General features: G+C 58.4%; 21 protein-coding genes and 1 pseudogene. 14 read left to right on the forward strand and 8 right to left on the reverse strand.

What is annotated here, in order from left to right; translation table 11 throughout:
- Window positions 1-49: 49 nt before the first annotated feature.
- From NYQ88_RS09880 to NYQ88_RS09905, 6 genes are all read left to right on the forward strand, one after another.
- Complete coding sequence (locus tag NYQ88_RS09880) at window positions 50-877, forward strand: sugar ABC transporter permease (RefSeq protein WP_275654742.1); 828 nt, start codon at window positions 50-52, stop codon at window positions 875-877.
- Window positions 877-1713: a carbohydrate ABC transporter permease gene (locus NYQ88_RS09885; protein WP_275654743.1), complete on the forward strand. Its 837-nt coding sequence runs from the start codon at window positions 877-879 to the stop codon at window positions 1711-1713. Before NYQ88_RS09880 ends, NYQ88_RS09885 begins: the two co-directional genes overlap by 1 nt.
- Before the next feature lie 28 nt (window positions 1714-1741).
- On the forward strand, window positions 1742-2821 hold the full coding sequence (gene ugpC / locus NYQ88_RS09890; RefSeq protein WP_275654744.1) for a sn-glycerol-3-phosphate ABC transporter ATP-binding protein UgpC: 1080 nt from the start codon (window positions 1742-1744) through the stop codon (window positions 2819-2821).
- Window positions 2818-3714 (forward strand): BadF/BadG/BcrA/BcrD ATPase family protein, encoded by an 897-nt coding sequence (locus NYQ88_RS09895; protein ID WP_275654745.1) that lies wholly within the window; start codon window positions 2818-2820, stop codon window positions 3712-3714. The genes ugpC and NYQ88_RS09895 overlap by 4 nt, the downstream gene beginning before the upstream one ends.
- Before the next feature lie 856 nt (window positions 3715-4570).
- Entirely contained in the window at window positions 4571-5773 is a 1203-nt protein-coding gene (locus NYQ88_RS09900; RefSeq protein WP_024849733.1) for an IS256 family transposase, read from the forward strand.
- A 228-nt stretch (window positions 5774-6001) separates the two neighbouring features.
- Window positions 6002-7612 (forward strand): globin-coupled sensor protein, encoded by a 1611-nt coding sequence (locus tag NYQ88_RS09905; RefSeq protein WP_275654746.1) that lies wholly within the window; start codon window positions 6002-6004, stop codon window positions 7610-7612.
- Between the two features lie 178 nt (window positions 7613-7790).
- Here NYQ88_RS09905 and NYQ88_RS09910 read toward each other — a convergent pair whose 3' ends face one another.
- The gene (locus tag NYQ88_RS09910) at window positions 7791-9026 is read right to left on the reverse strand and encodes a sensor domain-containing diguanylate cyclase (RefSeq protein ID WP_275654747.1); all 1236 of its coding nucleotides are present in this window, start codon (window positions 9024-9026) and stop codon (window positions 7791-7793) included.
- A 503-nt stretch (window positions 9027-9529) separates the two neighbouring features.
- Between NYQ88_RS09910 and NYQ88_RS09915 the strand changes: the two genes are divergently transcribed.
- Window positions 9530-10243 carry a helix-turn-helix domain-containing protein gene (locus tag NYQ88_RS09915; protein WP_275654892.1) on the forward strand — a complete coding sequence of 238 codons (714 nt, stop codon included), beginning with the start codon at window positions 9530-9532 and terminating at the stop codon, window positions 10241-10243.
- Between the two features lie 15 nt (window positions 10244-10258).
- On the opposite strand, the gene NYQ88_RS09920 is transcribed toward NYQ88_RS09915, so the two are convergent.
- From NYQ88_RS09920 to NYQ88_RS09930, 3 genes are all read right to left on the reverse strand, one after another.
- Window positions 10259-11407, reverse strand: coding sequence for a cytochrome c peroxidase (locus NYQ88_RS09920; RefSeq protein ID WP_275654748.1), 1149 nt, complete (start codon window positions 11405-11407; stop codon window positions 10259-10261).
- Between the two features lie 2 nt (window positions 11408-11409).
- Window positions 11410-11838: a FixH family protein gene (locus tag NYQ88_RS09925; protein WP_275654749.1), complete on the reverse strand. Its 429-nt coding sequence runs from the start codon at window positions 11836-11838 to the stop codon at window positions 11410-11412.
- A 151-nt stretch (window positions 11839-11989) separates the two neighbouring features.
- Window positions 11990-12136: a hypothetical protein gene (locus NYQ88_RS09930; protein ID WP_275654750.1), complete on the reverse strand. Its 147-nt coding sequence runs from the start codon at window positions 12134-12136 to the stop codon at window positions 11990-11992.
- 159 nt (window positions 12137-12295) lie between these two features.
- On the opposite strand from NYQ88_RS09930, the gene NYQ88_RS09935 reads away from it, so the two are divergent.
- From NYQ88_RS09935 to NYQ88_RS09945, 3 genes are all read left to right on the forward strand, one after another.
- On the forward strand, window positions 12296-13060 hold the full coding sequence (locus tag NYQ88_RS09935; RefSeq protein WP_275654751.1) for a DJ-1/PfpI family protein: 765 nt from the start codon (window positions 12296-12298) through the stop codon (window positions 13058-13060).
- Window positions 13057-13692 (forward strand): HAD hydrolase-like protein, encoded by a 636-nt coding sequence (locus NYQ88_RS09940; protein WP_275654752.1) that lies wholly within the window; start codon window positions 13057-13059, stop codon window positions 13690-13692. The genes NYQ88_RS09935 and NYQ88_RS09940 overlap by 4 nt, the downstream gene beginning before the upstream one ends.
- Window positions 13693-13759: 67 nt before the next feature.
- Entirely contained in the window at window positions 13760-14194 is a 435-nt protein-coding gene (locus tag NYQ88_RS09945; protein ID WP_275654753.1) for a GNAT family N-acetyltransferase, read from the forward strand.
- 14 nt (window positions 14195-14208) lie between these two features.
- Here the strand turns inward: NYQ88_RS09945 and NYQ88_RS09950 are convergent, their stop codons facing one another.
- The 3 genes and pseudogenes from NYQ88_RS09950 to NYQ88_RS09960 form a co-directional block, all read right to left on the reverse strand.
- Window positions 14209-15123 carry a class I SAM-dependent methyltransferase gene (locus NYQ88_RS09950; RefSeq protein WP_275654754.1) on the reverse strand — a complete coding sequence of 305 codons (915 nt, stop codon included), beginning with the start codon at window positions 15121-15123 and terminating at the stop codon, window positions 14209-14211.
- 186 nt (window positions 15124-15309) lie between these two features.
- Window positions 15310-15941: pseudogene (locus NYQ88_RS09955) on the reverse strand (tyrosine-type recombinase/integrase).
- Window positions 15942-16076: 135 nt separating this feature from the next.
- Window positions 16077-16874, reverse strand: a complete 798-nt coding sequence (locus NYQ88_RS09960; protein ID WP_275654755.1) for an alpha/beta hydrolase — start codon at window positions 16872-16874, stop codon at window positions 16077-16079.
- A 327-nt stretch (window positions 16875-17201) separates the two neighbouring features.
- Between NYQ88_RS09960 and NYQ88_RS09965 the strand changes: the two genes are divergently transcribed.
- Together NYQ88_RS09965 and NYQ88_RS09970 are read left to right on the forward strand one after the other, a co-directional pair.
- Window positions 17202-17741: an SRPBCC domain-containing protein gene (locus NYQ88_RS09965; RefSeq protein ID WP_275654756.1), complete on the forward strand. Its 540-nt coding sequence runs from the start codon at window positions 17202-17204 to the stop codon at window positions 17739-17741.
- Window positions 17742-17757: 16 nt separating this feature from the next.
- Window positions 17758-18456 carry a DNA alkylation repair protein gene (locus tag NYQ88_RS09970; RefSeq protein ID WP_275654757.1) on the forward strand — a complete coding sequence of 233 codons (699 nt, stop codon included), beginning with the start codon at window positions 17758-17760 and terminating at the stop codon, window positions 18454-18456.
- 122 nt (window positions 18457-18578) lie between these two features.
- Here NYQ88_RS09970 and NYQ88_RS09975 read toward each other — a convergent pair whose 3' ends face one another.
- Entirely contained in the window at window positions 18579-19217 is a 639-nt protein-coding gene (locus tag NYQ88_RS09975; protein ID WP_275654758.1) for a CPBP family intramembrane glutamic endopeptidase, read from the reverse strand.
- A gap of 198 nt (window positions 19218-19415) precedes the next feature.
- Here NYQ88_RS09975 and NYQ88_RS09980 point away from each other — a divergent pair, with 198 nt between their 5' ends.
- Both NYQ88_RS09980 and NYQ88_RS09985 read left to right on the forward strand, forming a co-directional pair.
- Entirely contained in the window at window positions 19416-19724 is a 309-nt protein-coding gene (locus tag NYQ88_RS09980) for a hypothetical protein (protein ID WP_275654759.1), read from the forward strand.
- A gap of 316 nt (window positions 19725-20040) precedes the next feature.
- On the forward strand, window positions 20041-20841 hold the full coding sequence (locus NYQ88_RS09985; protein ID WP_275654760.1) for an alpha/beta hydrolase: 801 nt from the start codon (window positions 20041-20043) through the stop codon (window positions 20839-20841).
- The last annotated feature ends 40 nt before the right edge of the window (window positions 20842-20881 follow it).

Raw genomic sequence — 20881 nt, forward strand, 5'->3', positions numbered from 1 at the left:
AATCAAGCGAACAAACCTTTTACCGTTATGGTTGCTGGGCCCAGTGGGCGTGCTGCTGGCACTGATCTTGATCTGGCCGATCCTGCAGGGGATCGCACTCAGCTTCTACAATACGCGGATCCTGACCTATTCCGAAGGTCGTTTCATCGGCTTTGCCAATTTCAACGCCCTCGTCCAGGACGAATATTTCTGGAATTCTCTGCGCGTCACTGCAACTTATGGCATCGCCTCGGTCACCGCGACCTATGCACTTGGTCTGGGATTTGCGCTTTTGCTCAACCGCGAATTTGCCGGCCGCGGGGTTGTTCGCACGATCTTCATCCTGCCCTGGGCCATTCCCGAAGTGGTGGCGGTCCTTATCTTCGTCTGGATGCTCGATCCCCAATTCGGCGTCCTGAATTATCTGTTCACCAGCCTGGGCCTGATCAGTGAACCGCTGCCATGGCTGTCGCAATCCCACCTAGCGCTCCCCGCGCTTGTGGCGCTCACCGCCTGGCAGCAGTTTCCTCTCGCCATGCTGATTATTCTGGCCGGACTGCAGATGATCCCCAAGGAGCAGTATGAGGCGGCCACCATAGACGGCGCAGGTCCTGTCTCTCGCTTCATTCATGTGACGCTGCCCGGCCTGCGCTCGGTGAATATCATCCTGATCCTGCTGCTGACGCTCAATTCGTTCCGGCGCGTGACCATGATCTACGCTATGACCCGCGGCGGACCGGCGCGCTCCACCGAGACCCTGTCGATCCTCACCTACAACACGGCCTTCGAATACCAGCGGATCGGCTATGCCGCAGCAGTCGGCACCAGCCTGCTCATGATCCTGCTGTTCTTCAGCGTGGTCTATTTCTGGGCCACCAAGCAAGGAAAGGACGCCTGATGAACCCCTCCCACTCAGAAAAGTTTGTCAGCGCCTTCTGGTTCATCCTGACCCTGGTCTTCGCTGCGATCGTGTTCTTTCCCTACTACTGGATGTTCGCCTCATCGGTGGAAACCGAGAGCATGTTCGCTTGGCCGCCCCACCTCATCCCGAGCGGTTTCAGCCTCGAATCCTACTGGACAATCTTCGAGGAGCGCGCCATTGGCCGCTGGTTCATCAACACCGTCATCGTTGCGGGCAGCACATCGGTGTTCTCGACTGTCATCGCGATCAACGCCGCCTATGCACTTTCGCGGTTCAAGACCAAGACGACCTCGATCTTCACCATTCTGATCCTGTTCTCCCAACTGCTGCCGGCAGCGCTCATCGTGGTGCCGCTGTTCGTGATCTTCCAGCAATTGGGGCTCTACAACTCGCTGTTCGGGCTTGCCATAGCCGATACCGCCTTCATTCTTCCGGTTGCCATCTGGCTTCTCAAGGGATTCTTCGACCAGATTCCGGTCGAAATCGAACAACAGGCGATGATAGATGGCTGCACCCAACTCGGTGCCTTCTATCGGGTCGTGCTGCCGTTGGCGCTGCCGGGACTCGTTGTGGTTGTCGCCATGTCCTTCATTTCCGGCTGGGACGAGTTCTTCCTCGCGCGTACCCTCATCGCTTCTCAGGACAATTGGGTGCTTTCCGTGGGCCTGACCTCATTCCGCGGGGAATACACATTGGACTGGAGCCAGATGATGGCTGCGGCAGTGATCTTCACCGTTCCCGCTCTCATCTTCTTCCTGTTCGTGCAGCGCTACCTGGTGGCCGGCCTTTCCGCCGGTGCCGTTAAAGGCTGACAACCTCGACAAACGAAAGGACATTCAGGTGGCAGAACTCAGCATCAAGGCTCTCAAGAAGAGCTACGGCCCCACCGAGATCATTGCCAATATCTCGCTCGATATCGTGGACGGCCAATTCGTCGCACTGGTTGGACCGTCCGGGTGTGGCAAGTCGACCCTGCTGCGCATGATCGCAGGACTGGAGACTATCAGCGGCGGCGAAATTGCCATTGGCACTCGCGTCGTCAACACAGTGCAGCCCAAGGACCGGGACATCGCAATGGTGTTCCAGAATTACGCGCTATATCCGAACAAGACGGTGGCCGACAATATCGGTTTCCCGCTCTACATGGCGCGCGTGCCCAAAGCCGAACGGGAGCGCAAGGTGGCCGAAGTCATGCGCTCGCTCGATCTTGATGCGCTGGCCAAGCGTTATCCCAAGCAGCTTTCGGGTGGGCAGCGCCAGCGCGTTGCCATGGGCCGCGCAATTGTGCGCAACCCGCAAGTCTTTCTCTTCGACGAACCGCTTTCAAACCTTGATGCCAAGCTGCGGGTTTCAATGCGGGCTGAAATCAAGGAACTGCATCAACGCCTCAAGGTGACAACCGTCTATGTGACGCATGACCAGGTAGAAGCCATGACGATGGCCGATCAGATCGTCGTGATGCGTGCCGGCCATGTCGAGCAGGTCGGAGCCCCGCTCGATCTCTATGACCGCCCGGCAAATAAGTTTGTCGCTGGATTCATTGGCTCGCCTTCAATGAACTTCTTCGATGGCCAGTTCAGTGAGCGCGCGGGTGTACTCTCTTTCGTAACATCCGGGGGCCTGTCGATTCCGCTCTCGCCCGAGCACCGCGAGCGAGCTAGCCAGGCAACGACGCTTGGCATTCGGCCCGAGCACATCCAGCTCAGAAGCGCTGAAACCACGGGTACGCTTCCCGTTGAAATTGCTGTCATCGAGCCGACGGGCAATGAAGCCACTTTTATTCTGCGCTCTGGTGGCGAGCAATTCGTCGTGGTTCAGACTGGCCGGCATAGCTATCGGCCCGGCGATCGCGTCTTCATAAGCGCGTCTTCCGAAATGCTGCACTTCTTCGATGGCAGCGAGCGCGCGCTCACGTCATGACGATCGTTCCCGCGCAGCGGCCCGCCTGCATCGGCATAGACATCGGCGGAACCGGCAGCCGCTGGGTGGCATGTGATGTGCAGGGTCGAGAGCTTGCGCGTGGGCTTTCCAAGGGGGCGACAGCGCATATCTTCAATGTCACGGAACGGCAACGTCTCGAGACGGTACTCGCAGATATCAACGTTCAACTGGCCACACATGGCATTCTGCCGTCGCGTATCAGGGCAGGGCTGACCGGGTACGGCAAGGGCGTGGAGGAGGCAGCCAAGATTCTCTTTTCTGACGCCTTCGGCGTGCAGGCGGACCTGTTCGACGACATCACGGCAGCATACCTCGCCGTTTTCCGACCGGGTGAAGGCCATGTCATTTCTGCTGGGACCGGATCGTTCGGGATCCATATTTCAGCCGATGGTACTCAGGTTCGGGTCGGCGGACGAGGCATTCTGGTCGATGATGCCGGGTCGGGCAGTTGGATCGCGCTACGGGCAGTGGAGTGCCTGTATCGCATTCATGATAGAGACGGAAATTTCGATGCCATGCCCTTCCTGGCTCACCAAATCTTCGTAACGGTGGGTGCAACGGAGTGGGACAACGTCCGCGAATTCATCTATTCCGGCGATCGCGGTCGTATCGGAACCCTTGCAGTTGCCGTGAGCCGCGCAGCACACGATGGCGAACTCTATGCAATGGAACTGCTGAGCCGCGCCGGTAGAGAATTGGCCAAAATCGCCACGAATCTGACCATGCGCATTGGTCCCAGCCCACTCGCCTTTATCGGTGGAGCACTCGATCTGCATCCGAACATAAAAAAGGCCATCGACGCCACGCTGAGTGGTCGCGATATCTCCTTTCCTAGACCAGATGCTGCACTGGCGGCCGCTCAACAAATTTGAGCAGATCTGGTTGGTCATTTTCGATTACCCCCCCTGGCAGACGGGCGCAAATAGAACCTTTCCTAGGATAGAGCTGCCCATATTGTGGCCCACAACTGTTTGCCCCAAGTTCACCAAGCTTCGAATGTCAGCTTTTCTACCATCTGTTTCAGAAGCAGCCAGTCCGCATTCCACCCCAAATAAGCCATTCCTAAGAAGAGGAACAACATGTTTGCCGGAGGCGGAACGTCATGAAGGTGCCCAAAAACCGGGGATTCAAACGTTACATGCACGACTAATGCCGTGGCCGACCATCTGCATTTGTTATGCCTCATGCCAGGCGCAACGATTTGAATGGCTTAGCCACTACACCGAAGTGACCCATGATGGCGGCAATTGGGTCTGTAGGCAGCCGCAAAGGCAAAGAAAAGGTTCTAGGCTATACACGGCTTAAGTGGCACGCTCTTCCCCCGCCATTGATCCCCGCAGGGTAACGCTGAGCACAAATGAAATGCGTAACAGCGCATTGAGATAGCGGTCTGGGGAGCAACTCGACCTGATCGCGAGGATCGACCCCATTGCGGTCATGCCACTGTGTCCTTTGCAGGACGAAACCTTCCATCCATCTTTCGCCGAACGGCAGAGCTAAACGCAGGCCGACCTCAAGCTATTCTGGAGCGCAGGGCCGAGCCGCCGATCTGAAAGACACCGAAGTGCTGCCCGGGTCGTGTCCCGGGACGTGGTGTAACTGAGGTGGTCAAGCCGCTCGCGAGCGCGCCATTAGGAGCGCCGTAGCGAGCGAGCGGCTGGGTGGTCATCGACGGATTTCCGGTAAGGTCTGGTTGCTTACGCCAACCCTGTACCTGAAGGACCACCGATGACCGACTCGATGATGAACCTGCGCTCGCTGGTAGAGAAGGCCCCCGACGCCGATATTCTGCGCGAGATGATTGGCTTTGCTGCCGAACGGCTGATGGAAATGGAAGTGGGTGCCGCCACTGGCGCCGGCTATGGCGAAAAGAGCGCCGAGCGGCGGGTCCAGCGCAATGGCTACCGCGAGCGGGACTGGGAGACCCGGGCCGGCACGGTCGAGCTGCGCATCCCCAAGCTTCGCAAGGGCAGCTACTTCCCTGGCTTTCTGGAACCTCGGCGGCTGGCCGAGAAGGCGCTGACGGCGGTGATCCAGGAGGCGTATATCCAAGGCATCTCGACCCGGTCGGTGGACGACCTGGTCAAAGCCATGGGCATGAGCGGCATCTCAAAGAGCCAGGTCAGCCGCCTGTGCGAGGAGATCGATGGTCGGGTGAAGGCTTTCCTTGAGCGGCCGATCGAGGGCGACTGGCCCTACCTGTGGATCGACGCCACCTACCTCAAAGTGCGCCGGGGCGGCCGCATCGTCTCGGTGGCCGCCATCATGGCCGTGGGCGTCAATGCCGATGGCCGGCGCGAGGTGTTGGGCATGGAGATCGGCACCTCGGAAGCCGAGGCGATCTGGACCGAGTTTCTGCGCAAGCTGACCCGCCGCGGCCTGCGAGGCGTGAAGCTGGTGATCTCCGATGCCCATGAGGGCATCAAGGCCGCCGTCACCAAGGTGCTTTGCGCCACATGGCAGCGCTGCCGCGTTCACTTCATGCGTAACGTCCTCGCCCATGCCGGCAAGAGCGGTCGCCGCGTGGCCAGTGCCTTTATCGCCACGGCCTTCGCCCAGGAGACGCCGGAGGCGGCCAGCACCCAGTGGCGCGCCGTTGCCGACCAAATCCGCCCTCGCGTGCCCAAGCTTGCCACCATCATGGATGAGGCCGAGCACGACGTCCTCGCCTACATGAGCTTCCCCAAGGAGCATCGGGCCAAGTTGCACAGCAACAACCCGATTGAACGGGTGAATGGCGAGGTGAAGCGCCGGACCGAGGTCGTGGGCATCTTCCCCAACGAGGACGCAATCATCCGCCTCGTCGGCGCTATCCTGCTCGAACAGAACGATGAATGGGCGGTTCAGCGGGCGAGATATATGACGCTGGAATCCGTCGCCCCGTTGAGCGATGATCCCCTCGTCAGCTTGCCGGCAGTTCCCGCACGCTGACCAGCCCGGCCAAGCCGGATATGCGTGGAGGCCAAGCCTCAGTTACACCACGCAGTGGGGCACGATCGCTGCCCGCTCCAAACTTACGGAAAACTGGCTATCCTCCCACGCGATAACCGATCCTTTACCACGATTGACTATGTTTTCAGGGGACTATGATCCAGATCAAGATTTGGGAATCTCGATTGGCACAGAACGTCACGGAACCCAATCTGGAAGCCTTTCGCCATGACCTCCGATACCGCCGATCTTCTCCAGTCCCGTCTCGACTTTATCGGTCTTGATGACGATGCGCGGGGCAGCGTGGCCCGCGCCCAGCCGCTGATCGAGGCTCATCTTGGACCGGCCCTGACACGCTTTTATGCCAAGATCGCCGAGGTGCCAGCGGTAACCCGATTCTTTGATGGCAAGCCACAGATGGATCGGGCCAAGTCCAAGCAGTTCGGCCATTGGTTGGCCATTGCGACGGGGCAGTTGGATCAGGCATATATGGAGGCCAGCAGCAAGGTGGGCCTCCGCCATGCCAAGATCGGGCTGGAGCCGCGCTGGCATATCGGTGGCTATGGCGTGATCATGGAAACACTGGTGCGCGGACTGGTGCATGACACCATGTCAGCGGCGCTCGAGCCGGAAAAAGGCCGCTTCGGCCGTTCCGTGCCGCGCAAGGCCGAGGCCGTGCTGGCCGATGCGGATGCCATGGCCGATATGCTGGTGGCGGTGCTCAAATCTATGCTGCTCGATGTCGACATTGGCGTTTCTGCCTATTTCGACAAGCTGACAGTCGATGCCCGAGAGGCCGATGACGCGGCGCGCGCAAAAATCGACAAAGCCGTCGCCGCGACAGGGGCGGTGCTCCGTGATGTGGCCGGAGGCAATCTCACCAGCAGGGTGACAGAAGCGCTCGACCCCGAATTCGACCAGATCAAGCATGACACCAATGCGGTGGCAGAACGGCTGACCGAGATCGTCGGGCAATTGCAGCAGACTTCCCGCTCGCTTAAGACGGCAACCGGGGAGATATTGTCGGGGGCCAATGATCTGGCCGATCGCACCACACGGCAGGCGGCGACCATTGAGCAGACCTCTGCTTCGGTAGAACAACTTTCCACGGCGGTGGTAGAAAATGCCAAGCGGGCGGCAGCCGCCAGTGATACGGCCCGCCAATTGTCGCGCAGCGCGACCGAAGGCGGCGCGGTGATGGGGGAGGCCAACCAGGCCATGAGCGCCATCGAAACCTCGTCAGGCAAGATCTCCAACATTATCGGCATGATCGACGACATCGCCTTCCAGACCAACCTCCTGGCCCTCAACGCGTCGGTGGAAGCGGCGCGGGCTGGCGAAGCCGGCAAGGGTTTCGCTGTGGTCGCCGTGGAAGTGCGGCGGCTTGCACAGAGCGCGGCCCAGGCCTCGAGCGATGTCAAGCAATTGATTGACGCCAGCGCGGGCGAGGTGCGAAACGGCACCCAATTGGTGGCGCGCGCCGCCGAGACACTGCTTGATATCCAGACCCGCGCCGAGGAAAGCGCCGCGCTGATCGATACCATTGCCCGGGCCAATAAGGAGCAGTCGCAGGCGCTTGAAGAAGTGACGATGGCCGTGCGGACCATGGACGAAATGACCCAGCACAACGCGGCTCTGGTGGAAGAAACTAATGCGGCCATTGAGCAGACCGAGGGCCAAGCGGTTGAACTCGATCAGATCGTAGAGGTGTTCCGACTGACTGGGACCGTTCGGTCGGCACCTCAGCCGCAGAAGTTGACCAAGTCCAAACCGGCGGTTCGACACGCATTGCAGATATCAGGCAATACTGCTCCCGCTACTGATTGGGAGCAATTCTAGCCCACACTATAAGACGCTATTTTTACTCTGCGGTTCCTGTGAGAGCACATTACGCCAGATCGCCATTGCCTCGACTTTCGCGGACCAAGTTGGCGGCCGGGCGATCATCTCGGGAGGAGCCACGCATCGCGAGGCCGCCTAGCAACCTCACGCAGCTATGTTGGGGTCCCTTCAGGATTTATGCAAACGCGGCTTCCACCGAGCCCGTTGCACGCCTGGTCAGCCGACAAGAGTGCCGCTCGGCTGTGCCCTTGATCAGCAGATCGAAGCTCTCGGGAATGCTGGTGGGCAATGAAACAGATAGCTCCGCTCCTTGGTCCCACAGGCTTCTGATGGTGCAGTCGTAAGTCGACCTGCCATTGTCGAAGACGATCTGCCCCGCCTTGAGTACCCGCCGGCGGTTGGTCTTTTCTGGCTCGCTCGGCAAACCAGCGTTGCAGACCCGATCGCGCCCGGTGCGTTTCGCTTCATAGAGGGCCTGGTCGGAGCGGCTGAGAAGACTTTCAATGTCATCGCCTGGAGCAAGGCTCGAGACACCGAACGAGGCCGTCACGGTGATAGGCGGGTTGCTGCCGGCAAAGCGGAGGGACCTGACGATTTTACGCAATTTTTCGGCGACCTGTATCGCCGTGGATTGCTCGGTTTGCGGCAGCACAATCACAAACTCTTCTCCACCTACCCGGCCGATGAAGTCACTTTGGCGGAGTGCTTCCTTCAGTGCCCGAACGGTGCCAGTCAGCACCTGGTCGCCCGCGGCATGGCCGTAGGTGTCGTTCACGCGCTTAAAATGATCGATGTCGAGTGCAATGCAACTGAGGGGCATAGTATGACGCACTGCAAGAGCGAGATGCTTGCGGACTTCCTCCTTAAGTGCCCTTCTGCTTCCTGCCCCTGTCAACACGTCTGTGGTGGCTTCCATCCGCAGTTCAAGTTCACGCATCACCAGCGCCGCAAGGTGAGTCAGGATCGCAATTTCGCGAGCGCCAAACTCCCGAACGCTCTTGTCGATGGCGCAGATGGTGCCAATCACGTGCCCCTCGCTTGTGGCGATCGGTGCGCCTGCATAGAAGCGGATACGAGGTCCGCCGGTCACATGTGGATTGTCGTAGAATCTAGTGTCCTTGGTAGCGTCGGGAACAATGACCGGGCGGCCCAGTTGCAGCGTATGACGGCAAAAGGTGCCATCAAGCGACGCCTCCGCGGTAGGCAGGCCGACAACCGACTTATACCACTGACGATGCGCATCGATCATCGAGACGATCCCGATCTCGACATCAAACACAAGCTTGATCAGCTCCGTGATGCGATCGAAGGGAAGTTCACTGGGCGTATCGAGCACGTCCAATTCCTGCAACGCCGAGAGTCGCTCCGCCTCCGCGGTCGCCTCATCAAAGATCTGACGTTCAGTCTGCATGGCTTCCTCCACAAGCCACCCTGCGGTCCAGTGGGTAAAGTTTGCGTCAATTCAGAGCGCTCACCTATACCGGATGTCGAAGGCTTCCTACGGATCACTCTCCCTGAGCTGCCATCTGCGCAAGCTGTTGAGCAAGGTCTTGCCTGGTAAACGGCTTATTGAGCCTAGGGAGGGTGGGGTCCACCCCCTCAAGTTCCGCGTAGCCCGAAATAACCAGCGCCTTGCCTATTGTGCCTTGTTGAAGAAGTTCGCGGGCTAGCTGCGTCCCGTTCATTCCTGGCATGAGGTGATCGGTGACAAGAAGATCTGGACGCAGGCCATTTTCGATCAATGCGAGGGCGGCAGCGGAGATTGCACAGAATGAGCGCCCGCCATATTCTCAACAGGCATGCTGGGTCAGGGCAGCAAAAAAGCGAATGGATACAACTCTATCGACGACACCACCGCCACCGGGCAGGGCATTGTTCTGGAATGGAGGTAGCTTATGGATTGGGTTGACCGATGTGCGCAGCGATTATCACTCGCACCACGCCATCCAGCTTGGACTTGCGCTGACAGGCACCGCCCAGTTTAGAACCAGGCGCGACCCTGACTGGGTCCATTATTCCGGTGTTCTCATCCCATCCAATCTGGTTCACACCTTTCAAGCGCCAGGCCAAATCGTCGCAAACCTGTTCTGCGAGCCGGAGTCGAAGATCGGACGCATGATTGCAAGTAAACTTGCGTCCAATGCAATGACACCCCTTGATGCTGACACCACGAAGGGGCTCGCGGGGGAACTCCGGCATGCGTTCCTCACTGGAGCGGACCCCGATCAACTAATGGCGGCTGCTCAGCGCTGTTTTACCATGCTTGCCGATGGAGCCAGCTTTGCGACCCCCACCGATCCAAGAATCGAGGCTGCGGTGGCCGAGATTCATCGGAGAGTCGATGAGACCTTCACACTGGCTGATGTTGCGAGCATCGTCCGGCTGTCTGAAAGTCGCTTTCGACACCTGTTCGTCAGCGAGACGGGATTGCACTTCCGAGGCTATGTACTGTGGGCTCGTCTCAACAGGGCGCTGCAGCTCGGTTTTGCCGGCAGCAGCTGGACCGAGGCAGCCCATGCCGCCAATTTCTCCGATGCCGCCCATCTCACCCGAACCTGCCAACGCATGTTCGGCTTCGCGCCGTCCCATGCCCAGCGCGGCCAGATCGAGGTTCAATACCGGACCTGACCGATCAATGCAGCGTTAGTCCAAAAGGGGTTCGAGGCTGCTCAGCGAGGACAGGAAGGCGACAAGAGCTTCTCGCTCCTCGAGAGTGAGACCAAGCGGCACGAGTTCGGAATGCCCCTCTGGCGCTGTCGGAGCGAGGTTATAATGTGCCACCACGTCAGCAAGTGAAGCGATCTGCCCGGCATGCATGAAGGGCGGCCGCTCTGCGACATCGCGCAGTGACGGCGTCTTGAAGGCCCGCACCAGTTCCTCGCCGTCCGCCTTGATGAAGGTCAGCTCCATGCACTCTTCAGGATCGGCATCACTGTATGGCCCCAGGCAGTTGAAGGGATCATTCCGGACGGAAATCGCACCCTCTGCTCTACCCATATCGGTCGGAAGGGAGGGAACCGCTGCCACGCCGGTGTTATGGAAGTCATTATCCGTCAACAGTGGGCCATTGTGGCAGTTGAGACAGTTCGCCTCGCCGATGAAGAGCTTCAATCCGGCGGCCTCCTGGGCGCTGAGTGCGTCGGAATTCTGCCCCTCCGCCACAGCGTCAGCATAGGCATCGAAGCGTGACCGCTTCGGCATAATCGTCCTCTCGAATGCCGCGATGGCCTTGCCGACGTTGGCGAAGGCGTGGTCAAGGGGCAGATCGGCAGGCGATGTGCCGAACACTGCTCTGAACTCATCGCTATAATTCGCGGATACCACCTCGACGACCGCCGTGCGCTCACTGCCATGTTCCAGCGGATTCTCAAGTGGGCCAAGGGCCTGTGCCCACTGGCTGTCCGAGCGACCATCCCAGAACTGCCAAGGGCTATAAGCCGTGCCGGCAATTGGCATGGTACGCCGAGGTGTCTCTCCAATTCCGCGTCCGAGCGGCAATCCATCCTGAAACTGCCGGTCCGGCAGATGGCAGCTGGCGCACGCCACCTCGCCGTTTGAACTGAGACGGGTGTCAAAGAAGAGCTTTCGCCCTAGTGCCGCAGCGGCCGGGACATCCGCAACCGCGTTTGATGGGTCAGGAGGCAACGCCGGAAGGTTGGAGAGCGAAAGAGAGGCGATCCGTTGCCTCTCTTTTTCCGTCCAGGGTACTGCCTGGCTGCCGGAGGCAACAATACCTGCCGTTACGGCCACGAAAATGGCTGCAGTGCTGATGAGAGCCAGCTTCGTATTCATCGCTAAAGCGCCAGATTGAATGTGGCTGTGTCGGTGCCCGCCTCGCCGTCGACTTCCACCGTCAGCACCCACCACCCAGGCATATTGAAGCGCATGCCGCCAACGATATGGCGTCCTTCGTGATCCTTGCCGGTGACGATGGGAACAGTAGGCAGACCATGGCCGTGCTGGGTCATGCCACCGTCCATGACGATTTCCGCATCCACCGTTTCGCCATTCGCATCAACCACGTCCACGAGCCAGGCATGCATCTTGCCGACCGGCACCGGGTCAATTCCGGGGACCAGAGTGACTTGATAGAGCCCATTCTCAGAAAGGTGGGAAAGATCGTAGTCGAGATCGGCAGGAGGCGCCGAGCGGGTTGCTGCAAAGGCGATTCCACCGGCCACCAGAAGCACAGCGGGTATGAGCCAGAACTTGTTGAGTTTCAAGTGTTTTGTCCATTTTACGGTAAGAGGGAGCAGGTGAGGTCTGCAGCTATCGAGCCGTGCCGGGATGACTGGCACCTGCACAGGTCCAGCCAAGGTCAGGCGCCGGACGCACCGCGGAATTCAGCGACTCGATTGAAAAAGAAGTGCGGCCCTAACGCCGGCGGCTCGGATCAATAAGATCGAGGCGCGAGAGGCCAAGGTCATTCAGCCGATGGTCTGAAAGGGCATCGATCTCGAGCGTCACGATGCGTTTACGGCGGCGGGTGGCAATACAGCCGAGCATACGGGAAAAGAACATTTGTGGTTTCCGTTCGAAGTGACGGGGACCTAACAATTTCCACTTGATGTCCAATTGAATGAAAAGGCTGCCAAAATAGCCTATTCATTCAAGTCGCAGAGGGGCGGGCGGCCTAGTGAACGGTCCAGTTCAACTCGAAATCTTGAAGGACATCACGCTATGGACCGCCGCACTCTCCTGCTCTCTGCCCTTGCACTGCCCCTGCTATCCGCCGCCTCTCGCGCGACCCCTGCTGCGCCGGAGCCGGGCAACGATCATATCGGTATGCTCATCTACCCGGGTTTCACGGCGCTCGATTTCGTAGGTCCGCACCATTTCCTGGGAAACCTGCCTGGTGCCCAGGTTCACGTCGTCACCACGGCTGATGACCTCTCTCCGGTGACGTCTGATTTGGGCCTTGTGGTTCAGCCCACGACCACGATGGCCGATTGTCTCGCGGATCTCACGGTGCTCTTCATGCCTGGTGGCACCAAGGGCACCATTGATACGGCAAGCGACGAACGGGTTCTGGAATTCGTTGCAGACCGGGCTTCCCGGGCAAAATATGTCACCAGCGTTTGCACAGGCTCCCTGATTCTGGGGGCAGCAGGCGTTCTGCAGGGGAAGCGCGCCACTTCTCACTGGGTGACCGTGCCGGTGCTCGGACGTTTTGGGGCCGTCCCGGTGCGGGAGCGTGTGGTGCGCGATGGCAATGTCATTACCGGTGCCGGCGTGTCAGCAGGGATCGACTTCGGCATCACGCTGGCCGAGGAACTTCGGGGGCGGCTCTTTGCGGAGGCAGGCGTATTGATCTCAGAATATGCCCCGGAGCCGCCGATCATCGGTGGGACGCTGGAAACCGCACGCCCCGAGGTCGCGGCTCTGCTTGAGCAGAGTCTGGCACCCTTCGTCGCCGAAGCGCAGCGACTGGAGATGCTGCGATGAAAGCCTACAAGCTCATCATCTTTGATTTCGACGGGACTCTCGCCGACAGCGCCCCCTGGTTCATCGGCACACTCAATGACATTGCCAAAGCCCATGGCTTCAGATCGGTGAACGAGCACGAAATAGAGATGCTGCGCGGCAAGCCAAACAGGGAGATCATTCGCTATCTGGGCATTCGATTCTGGCAGATGCCGGCAATTGCGCGCGAGCTGCGCAAGAGAAGTCTCGAGTCGGCCGGAATGATGAAACTTTTTGACGGCGTGCCTGGCCTCCTGCAGCAAATCAAGTCGAGTGGCACGCAATTGGCCGTTGTGAGTTCAAACGGCGAGGAGACCGTGCGCCGTGTCTTGGGGACATCCTCGGACCTGGTTGCCCATTATGCTTGCGGCGTGTCCCTCCTTGGCAAAGCAGCCAGGTTTCGACAATTGCAGCGGAAGCTAAAGCTTCGGCCGAGCCAGGTTCTGGCCGTAGGAGACGAGGGGCGAGACGTTGAGGCTGCACACCGTTCAGGGTTCGCATCGGCTGCCGTAACCTGGGGCTATGCAACGGAAGATGCACTGCGGCGCTGCTCGCCTACTTTCGTCGTGAATTCTCTTTCCGAGCTTGCCAGCCTTCCGCAGGAAGGGAGTTGAAGCGGTGCCGCTTTGGCGAAAGGCGAAAAGCCCAATATATCCCGTGTGACATCAAGCGCGAAAAACAATGTCAAAAATACGCCCATACGAACCCACAGACCGCGATCAATTGGTGGACATCTGGGAAGCCGCCTCGCGGGTGGGTCACCCGTTTCTCACTGAAAGCGACATCGGGGAACAGAAAGCCCTCGTGCGCGACATTTATCTGCCACAGGCGCAGAACTGGGTCGCCCTGTCTGAGCACGGGCCAGTCGGCTTTATCGGACTTCTCGACAATTTCGTCGGTGGACTATTCGTTGATCCCCACGTGCATAGAGCCGGAGTAGGCAGAGAACTCATCGAGCATGCGGCACTGCTCAAAGGTCATCTGGAGGTGGAGGTCTATCCGAGGAACGAAGCAGCCGTGCTGTTCTATCATCGTGTGAGTTTCGTCGAGATTGGCCGACGATCAACCGATGATCAGGGCCGGGAGTTGGAATTGATCCGTCTGAGACGCGACTAGAACGGCCCTGCGCTCTATTCCCAGCGTACTAGCCTGGTGGACACAATGCCGGCAGCCACCTGGTTGCGAGAAAGCCTGTAGTCTCGGCGCAGGAGTTTCTCGAGGAATGGAACAGCCGGGGCGTATGCGAAACACCCGCCTGGCTTCAGGGCACCGAGAATTCTCATGAAAAGCCGAGCATAGCACGTGGCGTCGGCCGCGGACCGCATATGCGCGCTTTGGAAATGAAGTGAGACGGATTGATGGGCGATGATGGTTCCCCAATGGCCGGGAGGCAATGGCGCGTCGAACCAATCTCCTTGTGTCATACCCCGGGGTCCAATTCTGTCGATGCCCACAGCATCGAAACCCAGCAATTGGAGGTGGTGGACAAGCCGACCGTCGCCGCACCCAAGGTCAAGGACCGGTTCCATCATCTTGGCATGGTTAAGTCCCAGAACATCCAGCTGCACCTCAGGTGAGTAGTTTGCACAAATCGGCTGAAAGCCAGTGTCTCGCACCAGTTCCAGCGCGCCGATGTCCTCCAATCGACTGGCAACCCAAACTGCCAGTTTATCATGGTGCCGTTGCAGACAGGTGCGAAGCTTCGACGGCACATGCCAGGCGGCCGACAACTCAACGACAAAGTCGGCGTACAGATGCTTGAGTTCTGGCAAAGTGAAGTCCGTATATTGAAATTGTTCGGTCATGAACCTCGCCATGCCTTCGGCGAGCATTTGAACCAGCCGTTGCTGCTGATTTTCACTTGTCGGCGAGGCCGCTCTTTGCATCAGGCTGCAAAGGCGTGGTGACGCACACCTCAAGCGTGGATCCCTGTCCAGTATGCCTCGCAGCGTAATTCCCTCCAGGTCAAGCAGTCGCTGATCAAGGACGAGCGATAACTCACAAGTCTCCTGGGTCCCTACCTTTTCGCTGATCCATGATTTCATGGCTTTGCTCCCGCTTGTTGAACAGCGCCATGTGGACGGCTTTGCCTCCCGATGATTGAACGTAGGGGCTGTGCCGCGGAGCAAGAGCGGACCGGCGGGTATTAGAGCGGATGTCCGAACGAGCTAATGTCTGATTTGGGGCGCTTCGCCGACGAAGCACAACCGGCTGCCGGCGAAGTCGCTTGCTCAGATTTCGGTTGCCTCTGACAACGACAAAGCGTCGTCGACATCCACGCCAAGGTAACGAACTGTGTTCTCGATCTTGCTATGGCCAAGAAGTATCTGGGTGGCCCGAAGGTTGCCTGTGGCTTTGTAAATGAGCGACGCCTTTGTACGGCGCAGCGAATGGGTGCCATATTCCTCAGGCGTCAGCCCGATTGCAGTGACCCACTCGTCCACCAGCCTGGCGTATTGACGGGTGCTCAGATGACCATCGTGCACTACACGGCTTGGAAAGGCGTAGTCATCGACCGTCCCGCCGCGTCGCTCAAGCCAAGCAAGCAGGCTGGCCCTTGTGTCAGCGGTGATCTCGAATTGGACGGGTCTGCCTGTCTTCTGCTGGATTACCATCGACCGAGTTCGAATGGCAGGTCCCGCCACGAGCGTGCCGATCTTGATCTTCACCAGATCGCAGCCTCGAAGCTTGCTGTCGATAGCCAAGTCAAAAGTGCTCGGTCCCTCATCCTTCCCTCTCGGTCAAGGAAGAAGCGAATTGACCAGATTTGTCTGACCTTCAATGCACGTTTGGCGCCAACCTGCCTACCGGCATTCCAAGCAGGTCTTCCTGCAGCAGCAGGGTCGTACTGTGAGATACCCATCACATTTCTCCTCTGGCCGAAGCGGCCATGAAGAGAACGAATATGGCAGGCTTATCAGCGGCAGATCCCGACCCCATTTAGGTCTTTAAGCCGCATTTGCCTTAAGCCTAAAAGCGGACGTCTATCAGGCGCACTTCAGTCGCGTGAAACCGCTAGAAAGCGGTTCACTAACTCAGCCACCTCGGCGGTTTCCATGATGTTGTAGTGGGTACGGCCCGGAAGAATGGCCAACTGTGAGATTGGGCGCAGCGAGCCATCGAAGCTTGCGTCCCGAGCAAAGCCACCCAATGCTCGGTACATTGCGATGATGTGTTCGCCGGTAATGCTGTCCGCATCCGCAAAGATGAGCAAGGCGGGCGCTTTAATGGCCGAAGCTTCAGTGGTCCAGTCCCACCCCTCTGACTCCAATTCGCCCATCTTCCGAAATGCAGTCGTCCAATCGATGTCAGGGTACATTTCGGCTAAGGGCGATGCGGCTACGCCGGAACCAATCTGGGCAGCATTGGAAACCATTTCAGGGAATGCGGCGACGACCTCTGAGTACTGGCCGTCTCTCTGCAGTGTGCCAGATACTGAGATGAGGCTCCGGACCTTTTCTGGGTGCTGCATGGCCAACCGAATGGCAACGCCGGCGCCAAGTGAATAGCCCAACACATCCGCTCTCTCAACATGCAGATGGTCCATTAGCGCAGCTAGGTCGTCCGCGAATTGCGGATAGGCGTAGGGCCGGTCGATGTCCTTGGTTAGGCCGTGCCCCTGCATGTGCGGGACAATGACCTGCCGAGTTTTCGCTAACTCATCAAGATTGGGTCCAAACATCTCGGTGGCGCCGATGCCTCCGTGCAGCATGACCAACGGCTCTCCACTGCCATGTATTTCGTAATAGAGTTCGAGACCGTTGATCGGTGCATACGCCTTTTTCGGTCCAGTCATTGTTGCTACTCCGGTGGATTGAGCGATCGCAGGAGAAGCCATAGCTCCAACCAATAGAGTGAGCATCTTTCGGCGAAGCATCGGCGCCTCTTGGTGTTGTGTCGACTAACGACGAACAACAAGATCGCGTTTCGACATTGCGGACATTCCCGCCTTGGTTCACCAACAGGGCCAGTCCGACACGGGCCCATTCCGTTCGTTCAAGTCGTTTTCCTTCGGTTGCCCTGAGGCAGACATAAGAAGCTTCATCTGCAGCGAATCCAAATATTTCCATCAGGTATGTCGAAGACGAGTTCGCTTCATCGTCGCCTGTTCAAACAGGAGAAAATGATGCGCCAGAACACGCTAGCCGTCTTTGTTATAGCCGTCGGCATGATGAGCCTCGTGCCAACTGCGATGGCTGATGATGTGGTGGAGGTCAGAAAATTCGACTCTGAACCTGAAATCGTTTGGGAGGCGTGGACGGATGTCGAGTTGATCTCCCAGTGGTGGGGACCGACCGGCTTCACCGCTCCAAAGGTCGAGGTGAATGTCGAGATTGGGTCGGCTACGCTGGTCTGCATGCAGGGTCCGGGTTCGCCGCTCATGTGCAATACCTGGACTTACTCGGTCGTTGAGCCTGGAAGGGAACTGGCCTTTGACTCCAGGTTCACTGCGGAGGACGAGACACCCATGACGGCTACCGATGCAGGGTTGCCCCCAGGCATCCCCGACGTGGTGCCGCATCGCGTCACCTTCGAGCCAGACCCTGACGGCGGTACGATCATGACGGTTACCGAGACGGGCTACCTCAGTGCCGAGGCGGCGGCATTGTCAAAACAGGGGCTGTTACAAGTCCTCGACAAGATGCAGGCGCTCGTACCTTAATCCGCAGGATCACAGCATGCACACGGCAGAAGACGTCATTCAGGCTCTCCAGCAGATCAGTTCACCCGACGCGGATTCCCACCGCTTCTTTTATGACGGGCTGGGCAAGACGAAGGTCATCGGTGTGGGAATCGGCAAGGCGTTTCCGATCGCCAAAAAGCACCGACTGATGTCCCTGGCAGAAATTGAGAAGCTGCTCGACAGCCCCTATTATGAGGTTCGAATGGCGGCGGCGGCCATTATGGATTTCCAGGCCCGAGAAAAAAAGGCGCCGAACAGTCTGGACGAGCTCTACGATCTTTACATTCGTCGACATGACCGTCTGGACAATTGGGACTTCATGGATCGCGCTGCTCCACACGTCGTCGGCCAGTATTTATCGGACAAACCCCGCGACCCGCTTTACGAACTCGCTCGGTCGAGCGACCCCTGGCAGCGGCGCACGGCAATCGTAGCAACCTATTGGTTCATCAAGAACGGTGAGACAGAGGATACTTTTCAGATTTGCGATATTCTCGCATCCGATGAACACCCGATGGTCCAGAAGGCAATTGGGTCGTGGGTACGAACCGCAGGCGATATCGACCCAGAGGCAATGGGCGCCTTCCTGGACAAGAACCTCGCAGCGCTTCCGGCTGCAACGATCTCAATGATCATAGAGAAGATGCCGGCAGCGGAGAAACAGCGCTGGCGAGACGCGAAAAAGGCGGCCTGACGGCGGCTTAGCGACGGAGTCGTTCTCGAAGCCGCTAGTAAGCACCCAACCCCATTTCGGTCATCCTTCCTATTCTTGCCGCTTCCCAAAACCAGACGCTGCTGAGAACGAAATGGCGCGGTTCAGGTGAAGAGGCCCGATGCAGGGATGAGGATGGGGACATTGACCAGGAAGTGCAGAAGCATGCATGCAACCAGATTTCGTCTACGCAGGTAAAGGGCGTAGATCATCACTGTGCCACCACCGTGATACAACAGCCAGCCGGGGCCGAAAAACGTGAGGTGCGGGACCAGGAAGACGGCGAAGCTCACGGCCAGCCCTATCCAGGTTGTGGATGTCATCTCGTTGATGCGCTCAATTGGGTACCCGCGAAACAGAATTTCCTCGGTAATTGCCGTGGTAATGATCATTCCCAGTAAGACGGGGATCGAAAGCGCGACCAATGAAGCAGTGCCCGGGTCTTGTTCTACCGGCAGGAGCGTCATCGCAAGCCAGGACCATGCCATTGCGATGCCCCAGTAAAACAAGACGGTTTCGATATCTTTGCTGTTGGGCCGCTTAATCAAGATGGACGAAACTGACCTGCGCTCCACCAACAGCACGAATGTCAAAAGCGCACCCACAGCCAGCCAATTCCACAAAATGATAGTGGACGGACCCTCATATCCGATATTGACCCCAAGCAGCCGAGTGAGCGGGTTCACATAAGAGGGGAAGTAGCAAAGCGCCAAACCGAACAAGACAACAACTATTCTGGTCAAAAATCCCCCATTCCCTTGGACTGTTGTTACCATGGACCATCGGCGTGTTATTTGGGCCTCCGCCCCACGCCCTCGCAGGATATGGTCGCATTCCACAATTAGACGTCAGAATGCAGACCACCCGCAACCCACCCGAGGAACGCTGCCTGTCGAAAAACGGGGCTGCGAAGCGTCCTGGAGTTAATAGGAGATAGGCCCATGAAGATTACTCGAAGTGGCGAATGCAAGAATTCTCCGAAGAACGCTTTCGTTGAAAATCTCGTCATCGACCTCATCGCAGGGTCTGGCATCGCGGGGCGTGTGGAGGACGTTGCATCGCTGCCTGCCGTGCCCACTGGCATCACAGAAGTGGAAATCATCCATGCCATCAGCCACGGGAAAGTCGGGGCTGCGAATGGCTTCCTGTTAATAGGCGGAGCGAAACAACCATTTGCGATTTTTATGGAGTTCACTTCTGCCAAGGCAGCGCTTGTTCGAAGCCTTACCCTATATTCAGCAGCGGCTTGAGGGTTGGAAGCGTCTGGCGGGTCGGGTTCGATATTCAGCTAACCGTCTGCTTCCATTGCCTTTAGGCGGGCCAATTGCCCTCAAACAGTGGGGTCATTCCGCGACGCCGAGGCAAGGGCCTTAATGAGATCGTCAGGACTGGGGTTCGTTGGTGGAAGGTTACGCCAGTCTTTGATGCTTTAAGCTCAGCTGCACCCGCTTCGATGACAGTTGTGAAAAGGCCCCGGGCGGTGTCGAAGCAATGACGGCCAAAACGTCGTTCTGTCTGCAGGCTCAGTGATTTCTTTTCTGAGAGACATTTCCAAGGAGGGACAACATGCCCCATGTCGCATCGTCAGACGGCACAAGGATCGCATACTCCATCGAGGGGGGCGGTCCGCTGGTCGTCCTGACTACAGGCTCGTTAGATGACGGCAGCGAGAACGCACCGCTCGCCACCGAGCTCAGCCGCTGGTTCCGTGTGGTGAACTATGCGCGTCGTGGTCGCGGCGAGAGCGGTGACGGAGCGCAATATTCGGTTGCTCGAGAGATAGAGGATGTTGGGGCACTCATCGATGCGTGTGGCGGCAGCGCGATGATCTACGGTGTGTCGACAGGCGGCGCCCTCGCTCTCGAAGCAGCGGCCACATTGCGGTCCATCAATGCCATCGCGGTATATGAAGTCCCCTATGATCTCGCGCCGGAAACGCCGCAACAGCAGCGGGGTTATGTGACCGAACTGGACAGACGGCTGTTGGCGGGACAGCGTGGCGACGCCGTAGCACTCTTCATGGAGCTGGCCGGATCCTCGGCGGAAGAAATCGCCGGTGCGCGTGGTCTTCCAGTATGGAAAAGTCTGGAGCGGATTGCACACACTCTAGCTTACGACGCAGAAGTTCTGGGAACGCGTCAGCCACCGCTGGAGCGTTTTGCTCGCCTTGACCAGCCAGTGCTTGTTGCCACGGGGGGCGGCATTCCACCGTTTGAAGCTGCCGCCGACGCGCTCGCCGATGCAATTCCCAATGCCCAGCGAAAAGTGCTCACTGCGCAGGCGCACATGGTCGATCCTGCTGTCATGGCGGCGGAACTGAAAGCGTTTTATGACGCCGCGATCAGCCCCACTGCGTCGACGTCCTAGGCCGCTAGGGCGGAAACCGACATGGGCATTCAGCCCCTAG

The organism is Devosia sp. SD17-2 (assembly GCF_029201565.1).
In the GTDB taxonomy this organism is placed as follows: Bacteria; Pseudomonadota; Alphaproteobacteria; order Rhizobiales; family Devosiaceae; genus Devosia.

Bases quoted from the DNA above. Each gene is read 5' to 3' on its own strand.
- NYQ88_RS09960 (WP_275654755.1), bottom strand. From the start codon at position 16,874: ATGACTGGACCGAAAAAGGCGTATGCACCGATCAACGGTCTCGAACTC.
- NYQ88_RS09920 (WP_275654748.1), bottom strand. From the start codon at position 11,407: ATGAATACGAAGCTGGCTCTCATCAGCACTGCAGCCATTTTCGTGGCC.
- NYQ88_RS09935 (WP_275654751.1), top strand. From the start codon at position 12,296: ATGGACCGCCGCACTCTCCTGCTCTCTGCCCTTGCACTGCCCCTGCTA.
- NYQ88_RS09980 (WP_275654759.1), top strand. From the start codon at position 19,416: ATGAAGATTACTCGAAGTGGCGAATGCAAGAATTCTCCGAAGAACGCT.
- NYQ88_RS09970 (WP_275654757.1), top strand. From the start codon at position 17,758: ATGCACACGGCAGAAGACGTCATTCAGGCTCTCCAGCAGATCAGTTCA.
- NYQ88_RS09950 (WP_275654754.1), bottom strand. From the start codon at position 15,123: ATGAAATCATGGATCAGCGAAAAGGTAGGGACCCAGGAGACTTGTGAG.
- NYQ88_RS09910 (WP_275654747.1), bottom strand. From the start codon at position 9,026: ATGCAGACTGAACGTCAGATCTTTGATGAGGCGACCGCGGAGGCGGAG.
- NYQ88_RS09930 (WP_275654750.1), bottom strand. From the start codon at position 12,136: ATGTTCTTTTCCCGTATGCTCGGCTGTATTGCCACCCGCCGCCGTAAA.
- NYQ88_RS09885 (WP_275654743.1), top strand. From the start codon at position 877: ATGAACCCCTCCCACTCAGAAAAGTTTGTCAGCGCCTTCTGGTTCATC.
- NYQ88_RS09985 (WP_275654760.1), top strand. From the start codon at position 20,041: ATGCCCCATGTCGCATCGTCAGACGGCACAAGGATCGCATACTCCATC.
- NYQ88_RS09895 (WP_275654745.1), top strand. From the start codon at position 2,818: ATGACGATCGTTCCCGCGCAGCGGCCCGCCTGCATCGGCATAGACATC.
- NYQ88_RS09965 (WP_275654756.1), top strand. From the start codon at position 17,202: ATGATGCGCCAGAACACGCTAGCCGTCTTTGTTATAGCCGTCGGCATG.
- NYQ88_RS09945 (WP_275654753.1), top strand. From the start codon at position 13,760: ATGTCAAAAATACGCCCATACGAACCCACAGACCGCGATCAATTGGTG.
- NYQ88_RS09900 (WP_024849733.1), top strand. From the start codon at position 4,571: ATGACCGACTCGATGATGAACCTGCGCTCGCTGGTAGAGAAGGCCCCC.
- NYQ88_RS09905 (WP_275654746.1), top strand. From the start codon at position 6,002: ATGACCTCCGATACCGCCGATCTTCTCCAGTCCCGTCTCGACTTTATC.
- NYQ88_RS09940 (WP_275654752.1), top strand. From the start codon at position 13,057: ATGAAAGCCTACAAGCTCATCATCTTTGATTTCGACGGGACTCTCGCC.